The organism is Aquabacterium sp. TM01 (assembly GCF_057808345.1).
The window spans coordinates 3,218,488-3,240,606 of sequence record NZ_AP046529.1; the positions used below are offsets into that span (position 1 = coordinate 3,218,488).

Sequence of the window (22,119 nt, forward strand, 5' to 3'; positions counted from 1 at the left end):
TGCAATGCACCCGTGTATCGCACGTCAGGGTGATTCCCATGGCCCAACACGACCTCGCGCGCGCCCCGCAGCCCATCCACAGCTGGGACAATGCAGCGCACCGTCATCTGGCGGCCCTGCTGGCCAGCGCGGATGTGCGCCTGGACGGGCAGCGGCCCTGGGATCTGCAACTGCTGGGCGAAGGCGTCCCCGAGCGTGTCCTGGCCCACGGCAATCTGGGGCTGGGCGAGACCTACATGGACGGTCTGTGGACCTGTCAGCAGCTCGACCAGCTCTTTGACCGCCTGCTGCGCGCCGACATGGCCTCACGCGTGCGCAGCCTCAGCACCGCCTGGCATCACCTGCGGGCCCGCTGGCTGAACCTGCAGACCGAGCACCGCGCCTGGCAGGTCGGCCAACAGCATTACGACCTCGGCAATGCGTTTTACACGGCCATGCTCGACCGCCGCATGACCTACACCTGCGCCCTGTGGGAAGGCGCCCGCGACCTGGACGAGGCCCAGGAACACAAGCTGGAGCTCGTCTGCCAGAAGCTGGGCCTGCAAGCCGGCATGCATGTGCTTGACATTGGCTGTGGCTGGGGCAGCTTCATGAAGTACGCTGCCGCACGCCATGGCGTTCGCTGTACCGGCGTGACCATCTCGGCCGAGCAAGCTACGCTGGGCCATCAGTTGTGCGAGGGCCTGCCGGTTGAATTCCGCCTCATGGACTACCGAGGCTTGAGCGAGCGCTTTGACCACATCGTCAGTCTGGGCATGTTCGAGCATGTGGGCCACAAGAACCACGACGCGTACATGAGCGTGGCCAAGCGCTGCCTGGCGCCCGGTGGGCTGTTCCTGCTGCACACCATCGGACGGAACGAGCCTGGACACGGCACCGACCCGTGGATCCACAAGTACATCTTCCCCAATGGCGAGCTGCCCACCATCGCGCAGATCGGCCACGCCTGCGAGCGGCGCTTCGTGGTGGAAGACCTGCACAACTTCGGCGCCGATTACGACCGGACTCTGATGGCCTGGCACCAGCGTTTCGAAGACGCTTGGCCTCGCTTTGCCGAGCAACTCGGCGAGCGCTTCCATCGCATGTGGCGCTACTACCTGCTCTCCTGCGCGGGCGCCTTCCGCGCGCGCGATGTGCAGTTGTGGCAATGGGTGCTCTCACATCCTGGCCGAACCGGGGTGTACCCGCGCGTCTCTGCACCTCACTGAGCCCCAAGAGATGCGTCAACGCATCTCTCGCGTCGCCAAGGCTCACCTTTTCACCCTTGCTGTCAGTTGCGAGTCCCCCTCGAACGGGGCATTTCGGGGGATTACACGGAGGCCCCCTTGAATGTGACTCGGTACAAAGTCACATTTCTCGCTGAAAGGACCTCATGGACCTCCGTACACGCACTTTGCGCCCCCTCGCGCTCGCCGCCCTTGCCAGTTGCCTCATGGCTGGCGCCCTGACCAGCGCCGTGGCGCAGACCACCACGCTGGGCACCCGCGGCACGCTGAGCCAGGCCAACGCCCCCACGACCACCAACCCCTACGTCAACTGGTCCACCTACGACCGCGACGCCGACCACCCGCGCGCCATCTCGCTGCCGCTGCAGTACATCACCACCAGCACGGGTGACAAGCTGTCGGTGCGCGTGTCCGTGCCGGCCAACATCTGGGGCCAACAGGTCTCCGGCAAGTTCCCCGTCATCCTGACGCAGACCGCCTATCGCAACGGCGTGGGCCAGATCCTGGGCAGCATCGCCTCGGGCGACACCACCCTGATCATCGGTGGCAAGGACGACTACATGATCCGCCGCGGCTACATCACCGTGGCCGTGGACGCCTGGGGCACAGGCATGTCCACCGGCGAGACGCAGCTGATCGGCGAGGCCGAACAGCAAGCCTACGGCGAGGCCGTGAAGTGGGTCACCCAGCAGCCCTGGTTCAACGGCAACCTGGGCCTGGCCGGCACCTCCTACTTGGGCATCACCAGCATGCTCACCGCCAAGCAGCAACACCCCGCCGTCAAGGCCGTGTTTGCCGCCGTGCCCATGGGCGACGCCTACCGTGGCGTGGTCGGCGTGGGCGGCATGCTGAACGCACAGTTCCTCAGCATCTGGCTGCCGCTGACGCACGGCCTGAGCGTGGGCGCACTCAACACCGTCGAGCAACTGCTCAACCCCAAGCTGGCCTCGACCATCAAACTGGCCAACCAGCAACACATCAACGCCATTGACAGCTGGTACCTGCCTACCGTGAACAACGGTCTGGCCGGTCAGGTCGGCATTTCCACCGACGACGGCTCGTTCTGGTCGGTGCGCTCGCCGATCGAAGGCGCCAACCAGATCAAGGTGCCCACCTTCTTGGTCGGCGGTACCAACGACATCTTCCAGCGTGACGTGCCCCTGCTGTACGAGCAAGTCAAGCGCAACGCCAACACCAAGCTGATGGTGCTGCCCGGCTCGCATGTGGGCTCGATCATGAAGCTGATCGGTGGTGCAGATGGGGTCCCCAAGGGCCGCCACCTGCTGCTGCAATGGTTTGACCAGTACCTCAAGGGCAAGAACACCGGCGCCGCTGCCATGCCCAACGTGACCCAGTATGTGCAGGGCTATGGCACCGGCTCTGCCGAGCGCTACGCCCGCGCCACCGACTGGCCGCACCCGCAGATGTCGGCCCAACGCATGTTCCTGCGTGAAGGCAAGCTCCTGAGCGCGCAGGCCCCCACCTCGACCGAAGTGGGCGCCTCGGTGACGGAGCCGAAGGCTCCGGTGGTGAGCGTCTCGCGCAACGGCGATGCGGTCAAGGCCGAGGTCACGCTCAATGACGGCAGCAAGTGCTCGAGCAGCTACGACCAGTGGACCCTGGGTATTGGCGGCATCCTGGGTGGCTCTTGCTACAAGGACGCCACCAAGGTGGAGACGGCTCAAAATGCCGCCATCTACGAGACCCCTGCCTTGGGCTCCGACCTGTACCTGAACGGCCCGATTCAGGCCGACGTGTGGATCACCACCACCCAGACCGACGCAGCCCTCGCCGTGCGCGTGGACAGTGTCTCTCCTGATGGCGTGGCCACACCGATCAGCACCGGCCTGATGTCGGCCCGCTACCGTGCGGTGGACACCAGCCGCTCGCGTTACGTCAACGGCGTGATGATCCAGCCTTGGCATCCGTTCACAGCCGCGTCGGCCCAGGCCGTGGTGCCGGGCAAACCCATGCTGGTGCCGGTCGAGATCTTCCCGAATGCAGCCCTGATCCGCGCCGGCCACAAGCTGCGCGTGGCCATCAGCGCCAGCAACCAGGCGCAAGGCGTGTGGCCGCTGCCGAACCAGGCCAACGCCAATGGCAACACCACGGTCATTCTCAACAGCGCGGAGCACCCCTCCAGCATCGTGCTGCCGGTGGTGCCCGCCAACACCCTGAATTGATCTGAACTTGTCTCAGTGGTAGAAATTGCAGGGCCCGGTGTCGTTGCTCAACGGCGCCGGGCCCTGTGCACATGTCATGAACAAAACTTTTGTCGCTGCCCTCTCTGCCTTGGTGCTGCTGCTTGTAGCGGTGCTGATGTGGCCGGACTCGCCCTCAAGCGATGACGCCTCCGGCCTGCCGGGCGGCACCACGACCTCGCGTGGCACGCCGACCGCGCCGGAGAACCGTTTTCCGTGGGAGACCGCCGGCAGTGCCGCGCGCACACCGGCAACCTTGGACCAATTGCACACCCTGCCGGATGGCCGCCTGCAACTGTCGGGCAGCACCCGCGATGTGCTGAACACCTTTTTGACAGAACGCCCGCGCGCTGCGCCCGAGGTGATCGCCGCCCAGTTCAAGGAAGCCGCCCAAGCCCACTTGCGCGAACCCGCCTTGAGTGAGGCCGTCGACCTGATGACGCGCTACGCGGCCTACCAGGATGCGTTGAGGGCCACGCAAACCCAGCCGACGCCAGCCCCCAATGTGGAGCCCGGCTTGGCCGCCATCCTGCAACTGCAGCAAGCCAGTGCCTTGCGAGAGCAGTTTCTGGGCAGCGAGTTCAAGGAAGCCTTGTACGGGCAGGAGGAGCAAGTGCAACGCTACCAACTGGCCCGACAGCAGATTCTGTCGGTGCAAGGCTGGAGTACGCAGCAGCGCGATGAGGAGTTGGCCGCGCTGGAGCGAGAGTATCCGCGTGCGGTGGTGGAGGCGGCCGGGCGAGGCCCACGCTGATACGCATCACCTGCAAGTGGGCTTTTCAATCTCGTATCCGACACTCAAGTAGAGATGTGTCCGCACTGCCTTGCCCACGCTTTCGATCAAGTGGATGCCCTCTTGGCTGACACAAATGCGAGCCCTGCGCATTCGTCCAGAAACATCCCTGGCTTCGAGAAGCTCGCCGCGACCGTGCACAAGCTGCGACTTGCCAATGTATGCCGCACCGATGAACGGCGAAACAGCCCAAAGTTTGGGAATGCGCGCGCGATAGGCCCACACCGCGTCTTCGGCCACCTCGTTTGACGCAAGGAGTTCTGTCGAGTCAATCTCGACCAAGTCCTGGCTCAGCAATTCTTTGCAACACCCGGGACCACCTTCACTTCGTTCGAACTGAAAGGAAATCTTTGAACCGGGTTGCACTTTGCCCCCCAGGATCAAGATGACGTGCCCTGCCCCGTCCAGCTGCACCAAGCCGAACTCAGCGCCATGCGTTGCAGTTGACAAACAAGCCCCAAGGAACAGCGCCAGAACGTGTTTAGCGACCATTGTCTGACCAGTGCGGAGGGTCCGAAACCAGCTTGCGAACGCCAAAGGTGGCGCCGACGGCATGCAAGTCGTCTGCCTTCTTGATCTCAACGTCATTTCCAGATGCATCCTTGATGGTCTTTCCCACAATGCCGGATACCTTCATATCGATCGCAGCTCGCTCCGTGTGGCGTGAAATCAAAGCTGGCGGATAAACAATCGTGAAGGCCTTGGCCATCGCTGCAGCAGCCTTCTTAGAGGCATCGGGCGTATCGTGAACCCAGTCAATGTTCACACCATCCATCGCTGGCACCTTATCGGCTGCAATCATCCCACGGGCAATCTTGGAGCTGTAATGCATCATGTAAGCACGCTCGAGAGGTCGGTAGGTCGCAGCAATTCTGACGCTGGCGCCACAAGCCTTGATTGCATTGATGAACGCCACGGAATTTGCGCGAAACCCTGGCTCCAGATCATCAAGACTGGCGCTCCCCGGAAAACGCGCCACCCAATGTGGGCCGCTCCTGTCGCGAGCTGGGACGTCAGTAACAGCAGGCGTCGTATCGGTTCTGGGCGTCAGCTCCGCAGTCACTGTTGTCGCCATGATGGTGCACCTCCAAAGTTGCCTTCTGCTTTGTTCTTGAGCCGACTCTCTCAGTCAGTCCGTTTTCATCCGTTACCCCTGAAACCGAGCGGCCATCTTCCAACGTAATGCGATACGAGACTTTGGTCAAAGGCTCGCCCGTGACCTCATCACGCACCAGAAAGTGAATGTCGTACTCATGGTTCTCGGGCAGAAATGAGCTGAGAAACCCAAGGCGCTTGCTCTCGGCAACAGGCGCCACGCTGGCAGCATGGGGTGTAGCCGACCCCACGCTCCCCTCGCCAATGCGTGACACCATCTGACTTGATATCAACGTCGCGCCACAAGCGCACTTGTCGCCGTGCCTGGCCACCGGCGCCCCGTCGACGATCATGGTTGGGTCACCCGTGACGATCACGGTGGTGCCGTGCCCCTTCTTCGGGCAGGTAACCTTGTCACCGACACGCGCCAGACGCTTGCCGTGCGTGTCTGTGGTCATGGTGGCACCAATGACCACGCCGCCATGGTCGGTACGGTCACCGATGACGATGAGAGGCCTCATTCACATCCCCCTTTTGAATTCTTGTGGAAATGTAGCAAGCCATCACTGCTGCGAGCACACCCCTTGGGGTAGAGTGCGGTAACCAGGGGGTGACTCTGTCGCGCCAGCCATCTTCATCGACATGTTTGGTGATCCGCTCACCAATCCAAAGCAGCTGTCGATTCGCAAGGTGGAGGATGTGGTCGCCAAATTTGAAGGCGGCAAGAACATTCAGGCTGGAGACTGCGAAGCCAGTAACCTGCGCATTCTCAAGGTGAGCGCCGTCACGTCTGGCACGTATGTCGAGTCGGAGTGCAAGCCTGCCCCAACGACTACGTGCCGCCAACACAGCATTTCGTGCGTGTGGGTGACATGCTGTTTTCGCGCGCCAATACAAGCGAGTTGGTCGGCGCAACAGCCTTGGTTGAACACACCAACGGTAGCACCTTGCTGCCAGACAAGCTGTGGCGCTTTGTATGGAAAGAGGAAGTCGTCCCCTCCTACATGTGGGCGCTGTTTCAATCGAAAGCTGTACGCCAGCAACTCAGCAACTCAGCAAGTTGGCATCTGGCACAAGCGACTCCATGCGCAACATCTCGCAGACCAAGTTGTTCGAGCTCGATTTGCCAATTGCCAAGCTTGAAGACCAGCGCCGATTTGGCGAGCTCATCAACTCGGCAAGATCGATTCAAGCCCAACAGCAAACAGCATTGATGCAGGCCCAAGCCACCTTCAACGCCCTGCTCGCCCAGGCCTTTGCGCCCCATGGCTCCCTTTGATTGATAGATGCCATGTGAACTCCGTTCTAGTCGTTGTTGAGTGACTCGGGAGCGATTGGCGCAAATTTGGCGCAAATGCACCAACAGACCAGCCAAACGGGCATTTCCGGGGGCTTCCGGGAACGAGCGTGGGGCTCGTCGCAAAGCAAAAAGCCTCACAAATCAAGGACTTGTGAGGCTTTATATGCTTGGTGGGCGGTGCAGGGTTCGAACCTGCGACCCCTGCCGTGTGAAGGCGGGAAACAGTGTTTTTTAGGGTGCGCGTTTGTCCTGCTCCCCTCTACAACCCCCATGAATAAAGGCATGTTCGTCCACCCATGTCCTATGATGACTGTCCGTACATTGTCCGTACGGATAAAAGCAGGGGCATCAAGTGGCACACGACCTGAGCAAGAAGACCGAACGCAGCAAGCTCACCCCACGGCGTGAACCCTATTGGGTGCGCGTGGAGATTGGCCTGTATCTGGGCTTTCGGGTGATGAGCGACAACGTGGGCACCTGGATTGCCCGACGCCAAGACGGCACCAAGAAGACCTACCAAGCCCTAGGCCACCACGACCTGTACGACGACGCCAAGAAGGCCGCACTGGCATGGGCTGGACGGGTTGACGCTGGCGTGACCGACAAGGCCCCCACGGTGCAGGCCGCTTGTGAGCACTACGTCAAGCACCAACGAACGGCAAAGGGTGAGGACGCTGCAAAGGATGCCGAGGGCAGATTCAAGCGACTGGTCTACGGAACCGCCTTCGGCAAGATCACGCTAGACAAGCTGAACACCATCAAGGTGCGTGCATGGCGTGATGGTCAGATTCCCAAGGGTGACGACTTCGACGACGACACCGTGCGACGCGCCAAGGATTCGACTAACCGGAACCTTGCCGCCCTCAAAGCCGCACTGAACCTTGCGCACCGTGACCGCCTCACATCCTCAGACGACGCATGGAAGACAGTGACCGCGTTTGAAAAGGTGGGCAAGCGACGAACCATTTTCCTGAACACCGACGAGCGCAGAAAGCTGGTGGCTCAGTGTGGCGCTGGCCTGCGCGAACTGGTGACCGCCCTACTCCTTACCGGCATCCGCCCTGGTGAACTGGCCGGGTGCGACGTGGCCGACTTCGACAAGATCACAGGAACGCTGACCATCCGTATCAGCAAGACCGAGGCCCGCACCGTGCCCCTGTCGACGGTGGCAATCGAGCATTTCAAGACAGCGACCAAAGACCGCATAGGAGCCGCGCCATTGATCCCTGACGGCTTCGGCAAGCGGTGGAACAAGGACGCATGGAAAAAGCCATTCAAGGCCGCTGTGGTGGCCGCTGGCCTGCCTGATAAGACGGTGATGTACACCCTGCGTCACTGCGCAATCACGGAACTGATCGCCGGGGGCATGGATTCCCACCTAGTCGCCAAGATCGCGGGCACGTCCACGGCAATGATTGACGCGAACTATGGGCACCTGCGCGTCGACAAGACCCGTGCGCTCATGGACAAGACGGCGATGCTGTGACCCAGCCCGACAAGAACCTGCCCGAGAACCGCGACAAGGACCTGGACAAGAACCGCCACAACCCCAACGAAAACTCGTTCGTCGGCTGGGTCAAGAACTAGGTGGACAGCTTCCCCGGCCACATCCGCCCTAGGGAGCGCCCCCTTGCAGAAGGCGTTTTAGCCCCTGAGACCGAGGAAAAAGGCGAAGCGCAGACCACGACGAAACGCGACACTTGCGCCCCTGAGAAGCACACCAAAACAATAACCCTACGGTTTGCTTGGTTATTCTGATAGAGTTGTCCGGGTGGACTTACCGAAGTCCACAAAAGGAGAAGGCCCAACGTGTACCACCACGATGAGCCTTCAAGACAGCCAAAGCCCGAAGGCTCTGAAAGTCTCCCTGCTACGGGACTTGAAGGGTATCTGCGAAGCCGTACACATGAGAGGCGGGGTTTCTGCACGCATCGCCCGCGTGCGCGCGCGAGAGGGGAAATCATGAGCAAACTTAAGGTTCGCGCTTTCACGCATCCCGCGTGAGGGTGGCAATCAGCGCCAGCCTGATGCCCTGATGCGACACGGAAAAGCCGCCCCGATAAGGCCATTCTCAAAAGGCACTATCCGTACATTGTCCGTACGGGCAAAAAAAAAGCACCTAGCCGTTAGGCTAAGTGCTTGATTTTCTTGGTGGGCGGTGCAGGGTTCGAACCTGCGACCCCTGCCGTGTGAAGGCAGTGCTCTACCGCTGAGCTAACCGCCCGAAACTGGTTCGGGACTTGCCGCGTTGCTGATTTTTTTGTCTCAATCAGCGAAGACCTGAACTATAGCACGGTTTCAAGCGACTTCCACAAACTTTTCCCGCCGGACGCTTTGTCGAGATCTTGCAACGCCTTGTCAAAGGCTTCGGCTTCCTCGGGGCTGGGCTGAATCACCGGCAGATCAAAGGTGCGCAGGTCGATGGCAGCCACGTCGAATGCGCCCTGCCCTTCATTGCCCGACTCGTCCTCCGCCTCGATCAACAGGGCATCCTGACCCCGGGTCATGTTGATGTAGACCTCGGCCAGCAACTCGGCGTCCATCAAGGCGCCGTGCAAGGTGCGGTGCGAGTTGTCCACCTCCAGACGGCGGCACAAGGCATCGAGGTTGTTGGACTTGCCCGGGAACATCTCGCGGGCCATCAACAAGGTGTCGATCACCCCACTGATCTGCTCGGTGAACTTGCCCCGGCCGCAACGCGCCAACTCGGCATTCAGAAAGCCGATGTCAAACGCCGCGTTGTGGATGATGACTTCCGCGCCTTCGCAGTAGTCCATGATCTGATCCACCAAGGCCGCAAACGTGGGCTTGTCGGCCAGGAACTCGTCGGTCAGGCCGTGCACGCGCACCGCGTCTTCGCTGTTGAGCCGCTCGGGGTTGATGTAGAAGTGCAGATGCCGCCCGGTGAGGCGACGGTTGACCATCTCGACGCACCCGATTTCAACGATGCGGTCGCCCGAGTCAGGACTCAGGCCGGTGGTTTCGGTATCCAGGAAGATCTGTCGGGACATGGAGCACCTGCTGCAATGAATCAGTGATTCTCGCGCGCGTGGTTGATCGTGTACTTGGGAATCTCGATGGTGAGGTCCTGGCCGGCCACGATGGCCTGGCAACTCAGGCGGGAGTCTGGCTCTAGCCCCCAGGCGCGGTCCAGCAGGTCTTCCTCGGTCTCTTCCATCTCGTTGAGGCTGTTGAAGCCTTGACGAACGATCACGTGACAGGTGGTGCAGGCTGCGCTCATGTCGCAGGCGTGCTCGATCTCGATGTGGTTTTCCAGCAGGGCTTCGCAGATGCTGGTGCCGGGCGCCGCGGTGATTTCCTTGCCTTCAGGGCAGAGGCTGGCGTGGGGCAGGATCTTGATGATGGGCATGGTGAATCAGAGCTGGTCAAGTTTGCGACCCGCCAGAGCCTGGCGGATGCTGCGGTTCATGCGTTCGGCGGCGAAGCCTTCGGTACCGTGGGCCAGAGCCTTGGTGGCCGCTTCCAGCGCCTCCAGGTCGCCGCGGTCGCAGCGCTGGCCGATCTGGGCCATCAGGCCATCGATTTCAGCGCGCTGCTCGGGCGACAGCAGGTCGCCATCGGCCGCCAGGGCGGTGCGTGTGGCTTCGAGCATGCGCTCGGCTTCGACGCGGGCTTCGCGCAGGGCCCGGTCCTTCATGTCGGCGGCGGCAGTGGTGAAACCTTCGCGCAGCATGTGGGCCACCTGGTCATCGGTCAGCCCATAACTGGGCTTGACGACCACCGAAGCTTCCACGCCCGACAACTGCTCCTTGGCCGACACGCTCAAGAGGCCATCGGCATCGACCTGGAAGCTCACGCGGATGCGGGCGGCACCGGCGGCCATCGGCGGGATACCGCGCAGCTCGAACCGGGCCAGCGAGCGGCAGTGTTCGACCTGCTCGCGCTCGCCCTGCACCACGTGCACGGCCAGGGCGGTCTGCCCGTCCTTGAAGGTGGTGAAGTCCTGAGCACGTGCGCACGGGATCGGGGTGTTGCGCGGGATGATGCGCTCGACCAGGCCACCCATGGTCTCCAACCCCAGCGACAGCGGCAGCACGTCGAGCAGCAGGTGCTCGCCTTGCGCGTTGTTGCCGGCAAGCTGGTTGGCCTGGATGGCGGCGCCCAGCGCCACCACTTCATCGGGGTTCAGGTCGGTGAGGGGTTGCTGACCAAAGAAGCCGCCCACAGCATCGCGCACGGCGGGCATGCGGGTGGAACCACCCACCATGACCACGCCCTTGACCTCGTCGGCCTTGACCTTGGCATCGCGCAGCACGCGCTTGACCACGGCCAGCGTCTTGTCAATCAGCGGCTTGGCCAGCTCGGCCAGCTTGGCGCGCGTCAGCGTCACCGAGAGCATGCCGCCCGACAGGGCGCACGACAGGTGCGCGCTGCCATCGGTGGAGAGCTTTTCCTTGGTGCGGCGCGCCGCGACCAGCACAGTGCGCTTGTCTTGCGGTGTGGTGGCCTGCATCTGCGACTGGGCCAGGGCGTACTCGGCCAGCAAGTGGTCGATGTCGTCACCGCCCAGGGCCGAATCGCCGCTGGTCGCGACCACCTCGAACACGCCGTGACTGAGTTGCAGCAGCGAAATGTCGAAGGTGCCGCCGCCCAGGTCGTAGATGGCGTAGAGACCTTCGGCGCCGTTGTCCAGCCCGTAGGCGATGGCGGCGGCGGTGGGCTCGTTGAGCAGGCGCAGCACATTCAGACCGGCCATCTGGGCCGCATCCTTGGTGGCTTGGCGTTGTGCGTCATCGAAATACGCCGGCACGGTGATGACGGCGCCGAACAGGTCGTCGTTGAAAGTGTCTTCGGCGCGCTGGCGCAGGCTGGCCAAAATCTCGGCCGACACCTCGATGGGCGACTTCACGCCGGCCACGGTGCGGATCGCGACCATGCCCGGCTGGTCTTCAAACTGATATGGCAGGCGGCCCGCATCGGGCAGGTCTGCCAGGCTACGCCCCATGAACCGCTTCACCGACACGATGGTGTTTTGCGAGTCTTCGGCTTGCGCGGCCAGCGCTTCAAAGCCAATCTGACGGCGGGTCTGGCCCTTGTCATCGAGCAGGTAGCGCACGGCCGAGGGCAGGATCACACGGCCACTCTGGTCGGGCAGGCATTCGGAGATGCCATTGCGCACCGAAGCCACCAGAGAGTGTGTGGTGCCCAGGTCAATGCCCACCGCAATGCGGCGCTGGTGGGGGTCGGGCGATTGCCCAGGTTCGGAAATTTGCAGCAGGGCCATGGTCGGTTCGTGTCTTCAGATGGCGTCTTCGTAGCGTTCAAGGCGGGCATCGATCTCTTCAAGCAGGCGATCGATGAACATCAGGGCGCGCACTTCCTGCGCAGCCTGGGTGGGGTTGGCGTCCACATCGAGCAGGTGGGTCACACGGGCGATGCGGGCCTTGCGGTCGAGCTGCACCTCGTCGGACAAGGTCTCGACCTCGGCGGCGGTGTCGGCCTCTTCCAGGGCTTCACGCCACTGCATTTGCTGCATCAGGAACGCACCCGGCATGGCGGTGTTGCTCTCGGACTGCACGGGCACACCGGCGAGCTCGCACAGGTAGGCCGCGCGCTTGAGCGGGTCCTTGAGGCGCTGATGCGCTTCGTTGACGCGCACCGCCCACTGCATGGCCAGGCGTTGGGCCGCACCACCTTCGGCGGCAAAGCGATCGGGATGGACCCGTGCCTGCAAGGCCTTCCAGGCGGCGTCCAGTTGGCTGCGCTCCAGCGCAAAGCCCTTGTGCAGTCCCAAGAGGGTGAAGTCGTCAGCGTCGATGTTCATGGTGTTTGAAAAGGCGAAACCCCACCACAGGGTGGGGCTTCATCCGACGCAAGGCATGTCAAGCGCCTCAGATGCGGAAAGACTCGCCGCAACCGCAACGGTCGCGCTCGTTGGGGTTGTTGAACTTGAAGCCCTCGTTGAGGCCTTCGCGCACGAAATCGAGTTCAGTGCCGTCGATGTAAGGCAGGCTCTTGGGGTCGACCAGGATCTTGACGCCGCGTTGCTCGAAGATGATGTCTTCGGGGTTGATCTCGTCAGCGAATTCAATCTTGTAGGCCAGGCCCGAGCAACCCGTGGTCTTGACGCCCAGGCGCACGCCCACACCTTTGCCGCGACGCGACAGGTAGCGGGTGATGTGGCGCGCGGCGGCCTCGGTCAGGCCCACGGACATGGTGGCATCGACCGCACCGATCTCGGCCAAGGGGCCGTTGCCAGGCCCACTGGTGCACGAGCCGGAGGTGGCTTGATCAGCTTGCATGTTTGGTCTTGTAGTCGTTGACGGCGGCTTTGATCGCATCTTCCGCCAGGATCGAGCAGTGGATCTTGACCGGAGGCAAGGCCAGCTCTTCGGCGATCTGGGTGTTCTTGATGTCGAGCGCTTCGTCCAGCGTCTTGCCGCGCACCCACTCGGTCACGAGCGAGCTCGAAGCAATGGCCGAGCCGCAGCCATAGGTCTTGAAGCGCGCGTCTTCGATCACACCAGTGGACGGGTTGACCTTGATCTGCAGCTTCATCACGTCGCCGCAGGCCGGGGCGCCGACCATGCCGGTGCCGACCGTGTCATCGCCCTTTTCAAAGGAGCCGACGTTGCGGGGGTGTTCGTAGTGGTCAATGACCTTGTCGCTGTATGCCATGGTGTTACTCCAAATCTCGTCGGTGACTGCGGAAGTCCGTAGCCAGCAGCATCAGTGTGCCGCCCATTGAATAGTGCTGATGTCGATACCGTCTTTGTACATGTCCCACAGCGGCGAGAGCTCGCGCAGCTTGGCCACGCGGTCCTTCAGAGTGGTGACGACAAAGTCCACTTCTTCTTCGGTCGTGAAACGGCCGATGGTCATGCGCAACGAGCTGTGGGCCAGCTCGTCGCTGCGGCCCAGGGCACGCAGCACATAGCTGGGCTCCAGGCTGGCCGAGGTACAGGCCGAGCCCGAAGACACCGCGATGCCCTTGATGCCCATGATCAGCGACTCGCCTTCGACGTAGTTGAAGGAGACGTTGAGGTTGTGAGCGACACGCTTGTCCAGATCGCCGTTGACGAAGATCTGTTCGATGCCTTGCAGGCCGGCCAGCAGGCGGTCACGCAGGGCCTTGACGCGGGCGTTCTCTTCGGCCATTTCTGCTTTGGCGATGCGGAAGGCTTCGCCCATGCCGACGATCTGGTGCGTGGGCAAGGTGCCCGAGCGCATGCCGCGCTCGTGACCACCACCGTGCATTTGCGCTTCGAGGCGCACACGCGGCTTGCGGCGCACGTACAGGGCGCCAATGCCCTTGGGGCCGTAGGTCTTGTGCGAAGCCAGGCTCATCAGGTCGACGGGCAAGGTGGCCAGGTCGATGTCGACCTTGCCAGTGGCTTGGGCCGCGTCCACGTGGAAGATGATGCCCTTTTCACGGCACAGCGCGCCGATGGTCGGGATGTCCTGGATCACGCCGATCTCGTTGTTCACGTACATGACCGAGATCAGGATGGTGTCGGGGCGGATCGCGGCCTTGAGCACGTCCAGGTCGAGCAGACCGTCGTCCTTGACGTCGAGGTAGGTGGCCTCGAAGCCCTGGCGCTCCAGTTCACGCACGGTGTCGAGCACGGCCTTGTGCTCGGTCTTGACCGTGATGATGTGCTTGCCGCGGGTCTTGTAGAACTGAGCCGCGCCCTTGAGGGCCAGGTTGTTGGACTCGGTGGCGCCCGAGGTCCAGACGATTTCGCGGGGGTCGGCGCCGATCAGGTCGGCCACTTCCTGGCGGGCCTTCTCGACGGCGGCTTCGGCTTCCCAGCCATAGGCGTGGGTGCGCGAAGCCGGGTTGCCGAAGTGCTCACGCAGCCAGGGAATCATGGCGTCGACGACGCGGGGGTCACACGGCGTGGTCGCGCCGTAGTCCATGTAGATAGGGAAATGCGGGGTCATGTCCATGGTGGGGACTCAATGGCTGGCGCCGGACAGGTCAACGCGACCCGGCAGGCAAGCGGTACAAGAGATCGCTCAGAAGTGAGGCTGAATTATCAGGGCGCGCCACCCTCTGCCGAGACAGAGGGGGCCGGATGCCCCTTATTTGGTCAGGGCTGCACCGAGAGCGAACACGGAATTGGGCGCGGTGATCTTGATGGGCTTGACCACAGGCTGGGTCGAGATGGCGCGCTTGATGGGCTGCGCCTCGATCGACACGCCCTTGGCCAACTGGTCGTCCACCAGCTTGCGCAGGCTGATCGAGTCGAGGTACTCGATCATCTTGTTGTTCAGGCTGGTCCACAGGTCGTGGGTCATGCAGCGACCGCCGTCATCGCCCATGCAGTTTTCCTTGCCGCCGCAACCGGTGGCGTCGATGGGCTCATCGACCGCGACGATGATGTCGGCCACGGTGATGTCTTCGGCCTTGCGGCCCAAGGAATAGCCACCGCCCGGACCACGGGTGCTCTCGACGAGTTCGTGGCGACGCAGCTTGCCGAACAGCTGCTCAAGGTAGGACAGCGAGATCTGTTGACGCTGGCTGATGGCAGCCAGGGCGACGGGGCCGGTGTGCTCCCGCAAAGCCAGATCAATCATGGCCGTTACAGCGAAACGGCCCTTGGTGGTCAAACGCATGGCATAACTCCTTATGCGGGATCGGACGTTGCCCCACGCTGGCCCTGGGTCGGTCAGCGCTGGACCCACCGGGATCTCCGGCAGATCAGGGAAAGGTCAATCCCGAGTGTTTGGGTCGATTATACGCTTTCCTACTGTTTTGGTCAACTTTAGGTCAGGGTTGACCCGAGGATGACGCCGGAGCGCCAATGAAAAAGAGCCCCGAAGGGCTCTTTCGTATCAAGTGCTCCGAACCAGGCTAGTTAGACGCCAATCGGGCCACCGTCCGCACGTTGGATGACCACGGTCGAAGAACGTGCACGCACCGAGGCCGGCGCCGGCGCCACGGTGGCATCCGTGGTGCCGTAGGCAGGCCAGTTCACCGGGTGCTGGATATTGATGAAAATCGACTTGTAGTCCGGCGTGAAAGCAAAACCGGTGATCTCCGCGTCGTTCGGGCCAACAAAGAAGCGACGCAGCTCACCTTGGTTCGACGCGTTGATGACAGGACCCGTGCCAGTTGCGTCAGCCTGGGCACCAGGAATGACGGCCAGCATCTGGTCGTTCGTCGCCCTGGCCACGTCGTTCTTGCGGCCACCATCGAGACCGTTGTCCGTCTGGATCCACAGGATGCCACGATCGTCGAATGCCAAGCCATCGGGGCTGGCCAGTTGGTTCGAAGCCGTGAGTCCCGAAAAATTGATGGCCTTTTCAGCATCGGTCGCGGATGAGCCGAACACGAAGATGTCCCAGCTGAACTTGTTCGAATCAGCCTTGTCATGCCAACGAATGATGTGGCCGTTGGCGTTGGGCGCCCGTGGGTTCGCCGCATCAGCGGTGGTGCGACCGGTGTTGTTGGTCAGCGTGAGATAGACGTCACCGTTAGACGGGTGAACCGCCGTCCATTCCGGACGATCCATCGGCGTCCCACCCACCAAACCTGCAGCAATGCGTGTGCTGATGATGATTTCTGCCTGGCTGGTGAAATCGTCGGCCAGCGTGCCGACGCCACCCTTCTTGGGGCTGCTCAAGGTCAAAGGCAACCATTCGCCAGCGCCGCTCGCATCGAAGCGAGCCACGTACAGCGTACCCTTGTCCAGATACTTGGCGCCTACCGCCAGGCGGTCGGTACGCTTGGCATCGGCCGGATCCCAGTTGGCTTCAGAAACAAAACGGTAGACAAACTCACCTGCCTTGTCATCGCCGCTGTAGAAAGCCAAAGGCTTGCCAGCTTGAGGCAGGCTGTAGGCGGAGCCCTCGTGGGCAAAGCGACCCATGGCGGTGCGCTTGGTGGCCACGCTGTTGGGATCATAAGGATCGATTTCCACCAGATAGCCAAAGCCGTTGACTTCATTGCGCCAGTCATCCAGAGCCGTTGCACCGGAGGGAGTCACATTGAAACGCGCAAACTCGCCCTGCTGCTCGGAGACATCTCCAGCGGCCGTTTCCCACTTATAACGACCTGCTGCCGCCTGCACACCATCTCGCACTTGAGATGCAGTCCGAGTGCCAGTGTTGACGAAACAAGCTGCCCAGTTTTCTTCAGCCGTGATGTAGGTACCCCACGGCGTGGTCCCGTTACCGCAGTTGTTGTTGGTGCCACGCACCATCGTGCCCAGGTTCGAGAAAGGCGTCTTCACAGAGTCCGTGCCACGGACAGGACCTGCAATGTCCATCGGGGTGGCAGACGTGAAGCGGCGGTTGTACCGCGAGTCCTTGACGATGTCCCATTTGCTGCCAGTCTTGCGGATGTGCATCACGGCCACGCCATGTGCATTGATCTCCTTGCGCACCTCTTCGGCTGGGCGCTTGCCGCCCACCGTCGTGGCGCCGGCAGGGTGCAGGGTGCTCTGGTCGATGTATTCGTGGTTGACCACCAGAATGCCCTCGGTCGAGCTGCCCTCCAGCGGGAAATAATGCATGCCGTCGTGGTGCATGCCAGTAGAGTTCAGCAAGTCGTTCGACGTATTGGTGCCATCGTTTTTCCAATCTGCAGCATTGCTGTTGAGAGGAGTGCCCCATGCACCCAGCACCTGCGCCACATATCCTGCCGGCACAACGCACGCATCGGTCATGCTGTTGGGCAGCGACTCAAAACCAAGCTTGAGCTTGGGGGGCGGTGTCGCACCCTGGCTGGCCGCTGGCGACGAATTTCCGCCGCCACATGCTGTCAACCCCACACCTGAGAAAAGCGCCATCGCAGCAGCAAGACCACCGCGTGTCACAGTGCGGCGAGACAAATGCGCCTCCATGACGAGACTGAGTGGCGTGTTACCTGAGTCGTTGGTCACGACCTTGTCAGAAATCGATTTACTCATGATGTGCAATGAATGATGGGTTAGAGCGGAAATGCGCTAGCCCAACTATCCAATTGCCTTATGAAACGCGTGTTAACAAGCGATGACAACTTTGTCACACGGCGTCAGGAGTAAAGACCGAGCGGCCAACGGATCAAGCGCGCTGCGCAGCCCTCGCCACATGGTCATGCACCACCGCCCCAAACGCCTGCTCCTTGAGCAAGGCGAGCTGGTCGCGCAGGCGGGCTGCCTGCTCGAACTCCAGGTTGCGCGCTGCTTCCAGCATGTCTTTCTCCAGCTGCTTCATGCGCTTGCTGAGGTCGCGCTCTGACAACGCTTCACTACCCTCCATCGAACGCGACAACGCCTCGGCCGCACGCAAGTCGTCCTTGGCCGCGTTGGACATGACACCGTCGATCAGCTCCTTGACCTTCTTGTTGACGGTGCGTGGCGTGATGCCGTGGGCTTCGTTGTGCGCGATCTGCTTGGTGCGGCGACGTTCGGTCTCGCCCATGGCCTTGCGCATGGAGTCGGTGAGCTTGTCGGCGTACAGGATGGCGCGGCCGTTCTGGTTGCGCGCGGCCCGCCCGATGGTCTGAATCAGGCTGCGCTCGGAGCGCAAAAAACCCTCCTTGTCGGCATCCAGGATCGCCACCAGCGACACCTCGGGTATGTCCAGCCCTTCGCGCAGCAGGTTGATGCCCACCAGCACGTCGAAGGTGCCCAGGCGCAGGTCACGCAGGATCTCGACCCGCTCGACGGTGTCGATGTCGGAGTGCAGGTAGCGCACCTTGACGCCGTTTTCCGTCAGGTAGTCGGTCAACTGTTCGGCCATGCGCTTGGTCAGCGTGGTGATCAGCACACGCTCATTGATGTCGACGCGGATGCGGATTTCCTGCAGCACATCGTCGACCTGATGCGTCGCCGGCCGCACTTCCACGATGGGGTCGAGCAAACCGGTCGGGCGCACCACCTGCTCGACCACCTGGCCGGCATGTTGCTGCTCGTAGGCCGCCGGTGTGGCCGAGACGAACACCACCTGGCGCATCTTGGTCTCGAATTCCTCGAACTTGAGCGGGCGGTTGTCCATGGCCGAGGGCAGGCGAAAGCCATACTCCACCAGCGTGGTCTTGCGCGAGCGGTCGCCGTTGTACATGGCGCCCAGCTGGCCGATCATGACGTGGCTTTCGTCCAGGAACATGAGGGAGTCGGACGGCATGTAGTCCACCAGCGTGGGGGGCGCGTCACCCGGCGTCGCGCCCGACAGGTGCCGGGTGTAGTTCTCGATGCCCTTGCAGTGACCGACTTCCTGCAACATTTCCAGGTCAAACCGGGTACGCTGCTCGACGCGCTGGGCCTCGACCAGTTTGCCCATGCCCACCAGCTCCTTGACGCGCTGGTTGAGCTCTTCCTTGATGCTTTCAATGGCGACCAGCACGCGCTCGCGCGGGGTCACGTAGTGGCTGGACGGGTAGATGGTGAAGCGCGGAATCTTCTGGCGGATGCGGCCGGTGAGCGGATCGAACAGCTGGATGGAGTCGATCTCGTCGTCAAACAGCTCCAGGCGCACGGCCAGCTCGGAGTGCTCGGCGGGGAACACGTCGATGGTGTCGCCACGCACGCGGAAAGTGCCGCGCGCAAAGTCGGCGTCGTTGCGCTTGTACTGCATGCGGATGAGCTGGGCGATGACGTCGCGCTGGCCGTACTTGTCGCCCACACGGGCGATCAGGACCATCTGCATGTAGTCCTCGGGCTTGCCTATGCCGTAGATGGCCGAGACGGTGGCCACGATGACCACGTCGCGGCGCTCCAGCAGGCTCTTGGTCGCACTCAAGCGCATCTGCTCAATGGCCTCGTTGATGGCGCTGTCCTTCTCGATGAACAGGTCGCGCTGGGGGACGTAGGCCTCGGGCTGGTAGTAGTCGTAGTAGCTGACGAAGTACTCGACCGCGTTGTTGGGGAAGAACTCGCGGAACTCGGCGTAGAGCTGGGCCGCCAGGGTCTTGTTGGGCGCGAACACGATGGCCGGGCGCCCTTCCCGGGCGATCACATTGGCCATGGTGAAGGTCTTGCCCGAGCCGGTCACGCCCAGCAGGGTCTGGTAGCTCAAGCCGTCTTCGATGCCTTCACACAGCTGGTCTATCGCCGTTGGCTGATCCCCCGCTGGTGGGTAGGGTTGATACAGCTCGAACGGGGAGTCGGGAAAATGCACGAATTGGCCCGGAGCAGGCGGCGCATCCCCCTGCCCCAAGGGCATGTCGGGGGTCTGAAGAGAAATCGGTTCTGACATCCGGGTCGCAGTTCGCTAAAATAAAGGGTTTGCCCGACACGGCATTCGTTCGCCACAAGCGCACGGAAGACGCTGTCGGCCTCGTCTTCCTTTCATCAGATTACCCCAACCGTCCGGAGACTGCTCGCATGGCCTCGCTGTTCGCTACCGTTGAAATGGCCCCCCGGGACCCCATCCTGGGCCTCAACGAACAATTCAATGCCGACACCAACCCCAACAAGGTGAACCTGGGTGTGGGCGTCTACACCGACGACAACGGCAAGCTGCCCCTGCTCAAGTGCGTGGCTGCGGCCGAGCAGCAGATCGCTGCGGCCCCCAAGGCCCGTGGCTACCTGCCCATCGAGGGCATTGCCGCCTACAACAAGGCCGTGCAAGGCCTGGTGTTCGGTGCCGAACACGCTGCTGTCACCGATGGTCGCATCGTCACGGCGCAGGCCATTGGCGGCACCGGCGGCCTAAAGCTGGGTGCCGACTTCCTGCACAACGTCAGCGGCAAGAAGCAAGCGCTGATCTCCAACCCGAGCTGGGAAAACCACCGCGCCATCTTCGAGACGGCCGGTTTCACTGTGGGCACCTACCCCTACTACGACGAAGCCAAGCGCGGCATCAACTTTGACGGCATGCTGGCTGCGCTGAACGCGGCTGAAGCCGGCACCGTGATCGTGCTGCACGCCTGCTGCCACAACCCCACCGGCTACGACCTGACCGAAGCCGAATGGGATCAGGTGATCGCGGCCGTCAAGGCACGCGGCTTGGTGGCCTTCCTCGACATGGCCTACCAAGGCTTTGGCGAAGGCATTGCAGAAGACGGCAAGGTGATCGGCAAGTTCCTGGACGCCGGCCTGAACTTCTTCGTGTCCACCAGCTTCTCCAAGAGCTTCTCGCTGTACGGTGAGCGCGTCGGCGCCCTGAGCATCGTCAGCGAGTCCAAGGAAGAAGCCGGTCGCGTGCTGAGCCAGCTCAAGCGCGTGATCCGCACCAACTACTCCAACCCGCCCACGCACGGCGCCACCGTGGTGGCCATGGTGCTGAACTCGCCCGAGCTGCGCAAGCAGTGGGAAGACGAGCTGACCGAGATGCGCGTGCGCATCAAGGACATGCGCGCGGCCCTGGTTCAGGAGCTGACCGCCGCCGGCGTGCAAGGCGACCTGGGCTACATCACCCGCCAGAAGGGCATGTTCAGCTACTCCGGTCTGAACGCTACTCAGATGCAGCGTCTGCGCGCCGAGTTCGGTGTGTACGGTGTCGATTCGGGCCGCATCTGCGTGGCCGCACTGAACACCAAGAACATCAAGGCCGTGGCCGCGGCCATCAAGGCTGTGATGTGAATGCGCTGAGCGCATGGGGAGGCCTCGGCCTCTCCACCCAAGACAAAGGCTCCAGTTCGGAGCCTTTGTCGTTTCTGGGACGCCTCGTGTGGGCGCCTTGTCGGCTTCGGATTGGCGTCAACGCGGCATCAGGGCGCTGATGCGCTCGGCCACCGCCTGCAGGCGCGGCAGGAACTGTTGCTGCATGCCTGCCACCGTCTGGCGATGCGGCTGGCTGCTGACATTGATCGCGGCCACCACCCGGCCCGCCCGGTCGCGAATCGGCACCGCCAGCGAGATCAAGCCCATCTCCAGCTCTTCGTTGATCATGGCCCAGCCCTGACGGCGCACCTGGGCTAGCACCTGCAGCAACTCGTCGTGGTTCACGATGGTGCGAGGCGTGCGCGCCTCCAGCGTCATGGCCGCCACGCGGCGCTCGCGCTCGTCCTCGGGCAAGGCCGCCAGCAGCACCCGCCCCATGGACGTGCAGTACGCCGGCAGGCGCGTGCCCACGCCCAGGTTGATCGCCATGATTTTGTTGGCCGGCACGCGCAACACATAAACGATGTCGTTGCCGTCGAGCACGGCGGCTGACGAGGACTCCTTGAGCGTCTGCGTCAACTCTTCCAACAGCGGTTGCGCCAGACCCCACCAGGGCTGCGCACTGAGATAGGCAAAGCCCAACTCCAGCACCTTGGGCGTGAGCCTAAAGTGGCGCCCCTCCAGGTCCACATAGCCCAGCGTCTGCAGGGTCAACAGGATGCGGCGCGCGCCCGCGCGGGTCATGCCCACGCGCTCGGCACATTCCGACAGCGTCTGTGTGGGTGCCTCCGCCCCGAAGCTGCGCAGGACGTCGAGGCCACGCGCAAACGACTGCACATAGCTGTCACTGGGTTTGAGAGAGGCGGCGCCCCCCTCTTCGGACGAGATCAAGGACATGTCATAAAACCTCTCGGGGCATTTTCACAAGGCGAACGACACACCTAGGGTTAACCCCCACCAATCTTGACAGGCGTGTGACCGCTCTTTAAGCTGGCATTTGTTCGATTGG

The 22,119-nt window shown here is 62.4% G+C and carries 19 protein-coding genes, 1 tRNA gene and 1 pseudogene; 6 read left to right on the forward strand and 15 right to left on the reverse strand.

Annotated features, from left to right (window positions below):
- Positions 1 to 38 precede the first annotated feature (38 nt).
- The 3 genes from cfa (at position 39) to AC3WW4_RS14880 (ending at position 4,181) form a co-directional block, all read left to right on the forward strand.
- Positions 39 to 1,208, forward strand: a complete 1,170-nt coding sequence (gene cfa / locus AC3WW4_RS14870) for a cyclopropane fatty acyl phospholipid synthase (protein WP_488829238.1) — start codon at positions 39 to 41, stop codon at positions 1,206 to 1,208.
- 164 nt (positions 1,209 to 1,372) lie between these two features.
- Positions 1,373 to 3,409 (forward strand): CocE/NonD family hydrolase, encoded by a 2,037-nt coding sequence (locus AC3WW4_RS14875; RefSeq protein WP_488829239.1) that lies wholly within the window; start codon positions 1,373 to 1,375, stop codon positions 3,407 to 3,409.
- 76 nt (positions 3,410 to 3,485) lie between these two features.
- Positions 3,486 to 4,181 carry a lipase secretion chaperone gene (locus tag AC3WW4_RS14880; RefSeq protein ID WP_488829240.1) on the forward strand — a complete coding sequence of 232 codons (696 nt, stop codon included), beginning with the start codon at positions 3,486 to 3,488 and terminating at the stop codon, positions 4,179 to 4,181.
- 6 nt (positions 4,182 to 4,187) lie between these two features.
- Here the strand turns inward: AC3WW4_RS14880 and AC3WW4_RS14885 are convergent, their stop codons facing one another.
- From AC3WW4_RS14885 to AC3WW4_RS14895, 3 genes and pseudogenes are all read right to left on the reverse strand, one after another.
- Entirely contained in the window at positions 4,188 to 4,712 is a 525-nt protein-coding gene (locus AC3WW4_RS14885) for a hypothetical protein (protein WP_488829241.1), read from the reverse strand.
- Positions 4,702 to 5,136, reverse strand: a complete 435-nt coding sequence (locus AC3WW4_RS14890) for a hypothetical protein (RefSeq protein ID WP_488829242.1) — start codon at positions 5,134 to 5,136, stop codon at positions 4,702 to 4,704. Before AC3WW4_RS14890 ends, AC3WW4_RS14885 begins: the two co-directional genes overlap by 11 nt.
- 457 nt (positions 5,137 to 5,593) lie before the next feature.
- Positions 5,594 to 5,836: pseudogene (locus AC3WW4_RS14895) on the reverse strand (PAAR domain-containing protein); the annotation flags it as partial.
- 563 nt (positions 5,837 to 6,399) lie between these two features.
- On the opposite strand from AC3WW4_RS14895, the gene AC3WW4_RS14900 reads away from it, so the two are divergent.
- Positions 6,400 to 6,594, forward strand: coding sequence for a hypothetical protein (locus tag AC3WW4_RS14900; protein ID WP_488829243.1), 195 nt, complete (start codon positions 6,400 to 6,402; stop codon positions 6,592 to 6,594).
- A gap of 490 nt (positions 6,595 to 7,084) precedes the next feature.
- Complete coding sequence (locus AC3WW4_RS14905) at positions 7,085 to 8,101, forward strand: tyrosine-type recombinase/integrase (protein ID WP_488829244.1); 1,017 nt, start codon at positions 7,085 to 7,087, stop codon at positions 8,099 to 8,101.
- 663 nt (positions 8,102 to 8,764) lie between these two features.
- Here the strand turns inward: AC3WW4_RS14905 and AC3WW4_RS14910 are convergent.
- The 11 genes from AC3WW4_RS14910 to uvrB all read right to left on the reverse strand — a co-directional run bounded on the left by AC3WW4_RS14910 (position 8,765) and on the right by uvrB (position 19,728).
- Positions 8,765 to 8,839, reverse strand: a tRNA-Val gene (locus AC3WW4_RS14910).
- Between the two features lie 61 nt (positions 8,840 to 8,900).
- Positions 8,901 to 9,626 (reverse strand): DNA polymerase III subunit epsilon, encoded by a 726-nt coding sequence (gene dnaQ, locus AC3WW4_RS14915; RefSeq protein WP_488829245.1) that lies wholly within the window; start codon positions 9,624 to 9,626, stop codon positions 8,901 to 8,903.
- A 20-nt stretch (positions 9,627 to 9,646) separates the two neighbouring features.
- Complete coding sequence (fdx, locus tag AC3WW4_RS14920) at positions 9,647 to 9,985, reverse strand: ISC system 2Fe-2S type ferredoxin (protein WP_290732306.1); 339 nt, start codon at positions 9,983 to 9,985, stop codon at positions 9,647 to 9,649.
- 6 nt (positions 9,986 to 9,991) lie between these two features.
- Positions 9,992 to 11,860 (reverse strand): Fe-S protein assembly chaperone HscA, encoded by a 1,869-nt coding sequence (gene hscA, locus AC3WW4_RS14925; protein ID WP_488829246.1) that lies wholly within the window; start codon positions 11,858 to 11,860, stop codon positions 9,992 to 9,994.
- A 15-nt stretch (positions 11,861 to 11,875) separates the two neighbouring features.
- Complete coding sequence (gene hscB / locus AC3WW4_RS14930) at positions 11,876 to 12,400, reverse strand: Fe-S protein assembly co-chaperone HscB (RefSeq protein WP_488829247.1); 525 nt, start codon at positions 12,398 to 12,400, stop codon at positions 11,876 to 11,878.
- Between the two features lie 67 nt (positions 12,401 to 12,467).
- A complete protein-coding gene (gene iscA, locus AC3WW4_RS14935; RefSeq protein WP_488829771.1) occupies positions 12,468 to 12,791 on the reverse strand; it encodes an iron-sulfur cluster assembly protein IscA in 324 nt (107 codons plus the stop codon).
- 76 nt (positions 12,792 to 12,867) lie between these two features.
- Positions 12,868 to 13,254, reverse strand: coding sequence for a Fe-S cluster assembly scaffold IscU (gene iscU, locus AC3WW4_RS14940; protein WP_290732297.1), 387 nt, complete (start codon positions 13,252 to 13,254; stop codon positions 12,868 to 12,870).
- A gap of 51 nt (positions 13,255 to 13,305) precedes the next feature.
- Complete coding sequence (locus AC3WW4_RS14945) at positions 13,306 to 14,526, reverse strand: IscS subfamily cysteine desulfurase (RefSeq protein WP_488829248.1); 1,221 nt, start codon at positions 14,524 to 14,526, stop codon at positions 13,306 to 13,308.
- 135 nt (positions 14,527 to 14,661) lie between these two features.
- Positions 14,662 to 15,195, reverse strand: a complete 534-nt coding sequence (gene iscR / locus AC3WW4_RS14950; protein WP_290732291.1) for a Fe-S cluster assembly transcriptional regulator IscR — start codon at positions 15,193 to 15,195, stop codon at positions 14,662 to 14,664.
- A 242-nt stretch (positions 15,196 to 15,437) separates the two neighbouring features.
- On the reverse strand, positions 15,438 to 17,465 hold the full coding sequence (locus tag AC3WW4_RS14955; protein ID WP_488829249.1) for a PhoX family protein: 2,028 nt from the start codon (positions 17,463 to 17,465) through the stop codon (positions 15,438 to 15,440).
- Positions 17,466 to 17,625: 160 nt separating this feature from the next.
- Positions 17,626 to 19,728 carry an excinuclease ABC subunit UvrB gene (gene uvrB, locus AC3WW4_RS14960; RefSeq protein ID WP_488829772.1) on the reverse strand — a complete coding sequence of 701 codons (2,103 nt, stop codon included), beginning with the start codon at positions 19,726 to 19,728 and terminating at the stop codon, positions 17,626 to 17,628.
- Between the two features lie 161 nt (positions 19,729 to 19,889).
- Here uvrB and AC3WW4_RS14965 point away from each other — a divergent pair, with 161 nt between their 5' ends.
- The gene (locus tag AC3WW4_RS14965) at positions 19,890 to 21,089 is read left to right on the forward strand and encodes an amino acid aminotransferase (RefSeq protein ID WP_488829250.1); all 1,200 of its coding nucleotides are present in this window, start codon (positions 19,890 to 19,892) and stop codon (positions 21,087 to 21,089) included.
- A 117-nt stretch (positions 21,090 to 21,206) separates the two neighbouring features.
- Here AC3WW4_RS14965 and AC3WW4_RS14970 read toward each other — a convergent pair whose 3' ends face one another.
- The gene (locus tag AC3WW4_RS14970) at positions 21,207 to 22,007 is read right to left on the reverse strand and encodes an IclR family transcriptional regulator domain-containing protein (RefSeq protein ID WP_488829251.1); all 801 of its coding nucleotides are present in this window, start codon (positions 22,005 to 22,007) and stop codon (positions 21,207 to 21,209) included.
- Between the last annotated feature and the right edge of the window lie 112 nt (positions 22,008 to 22,119).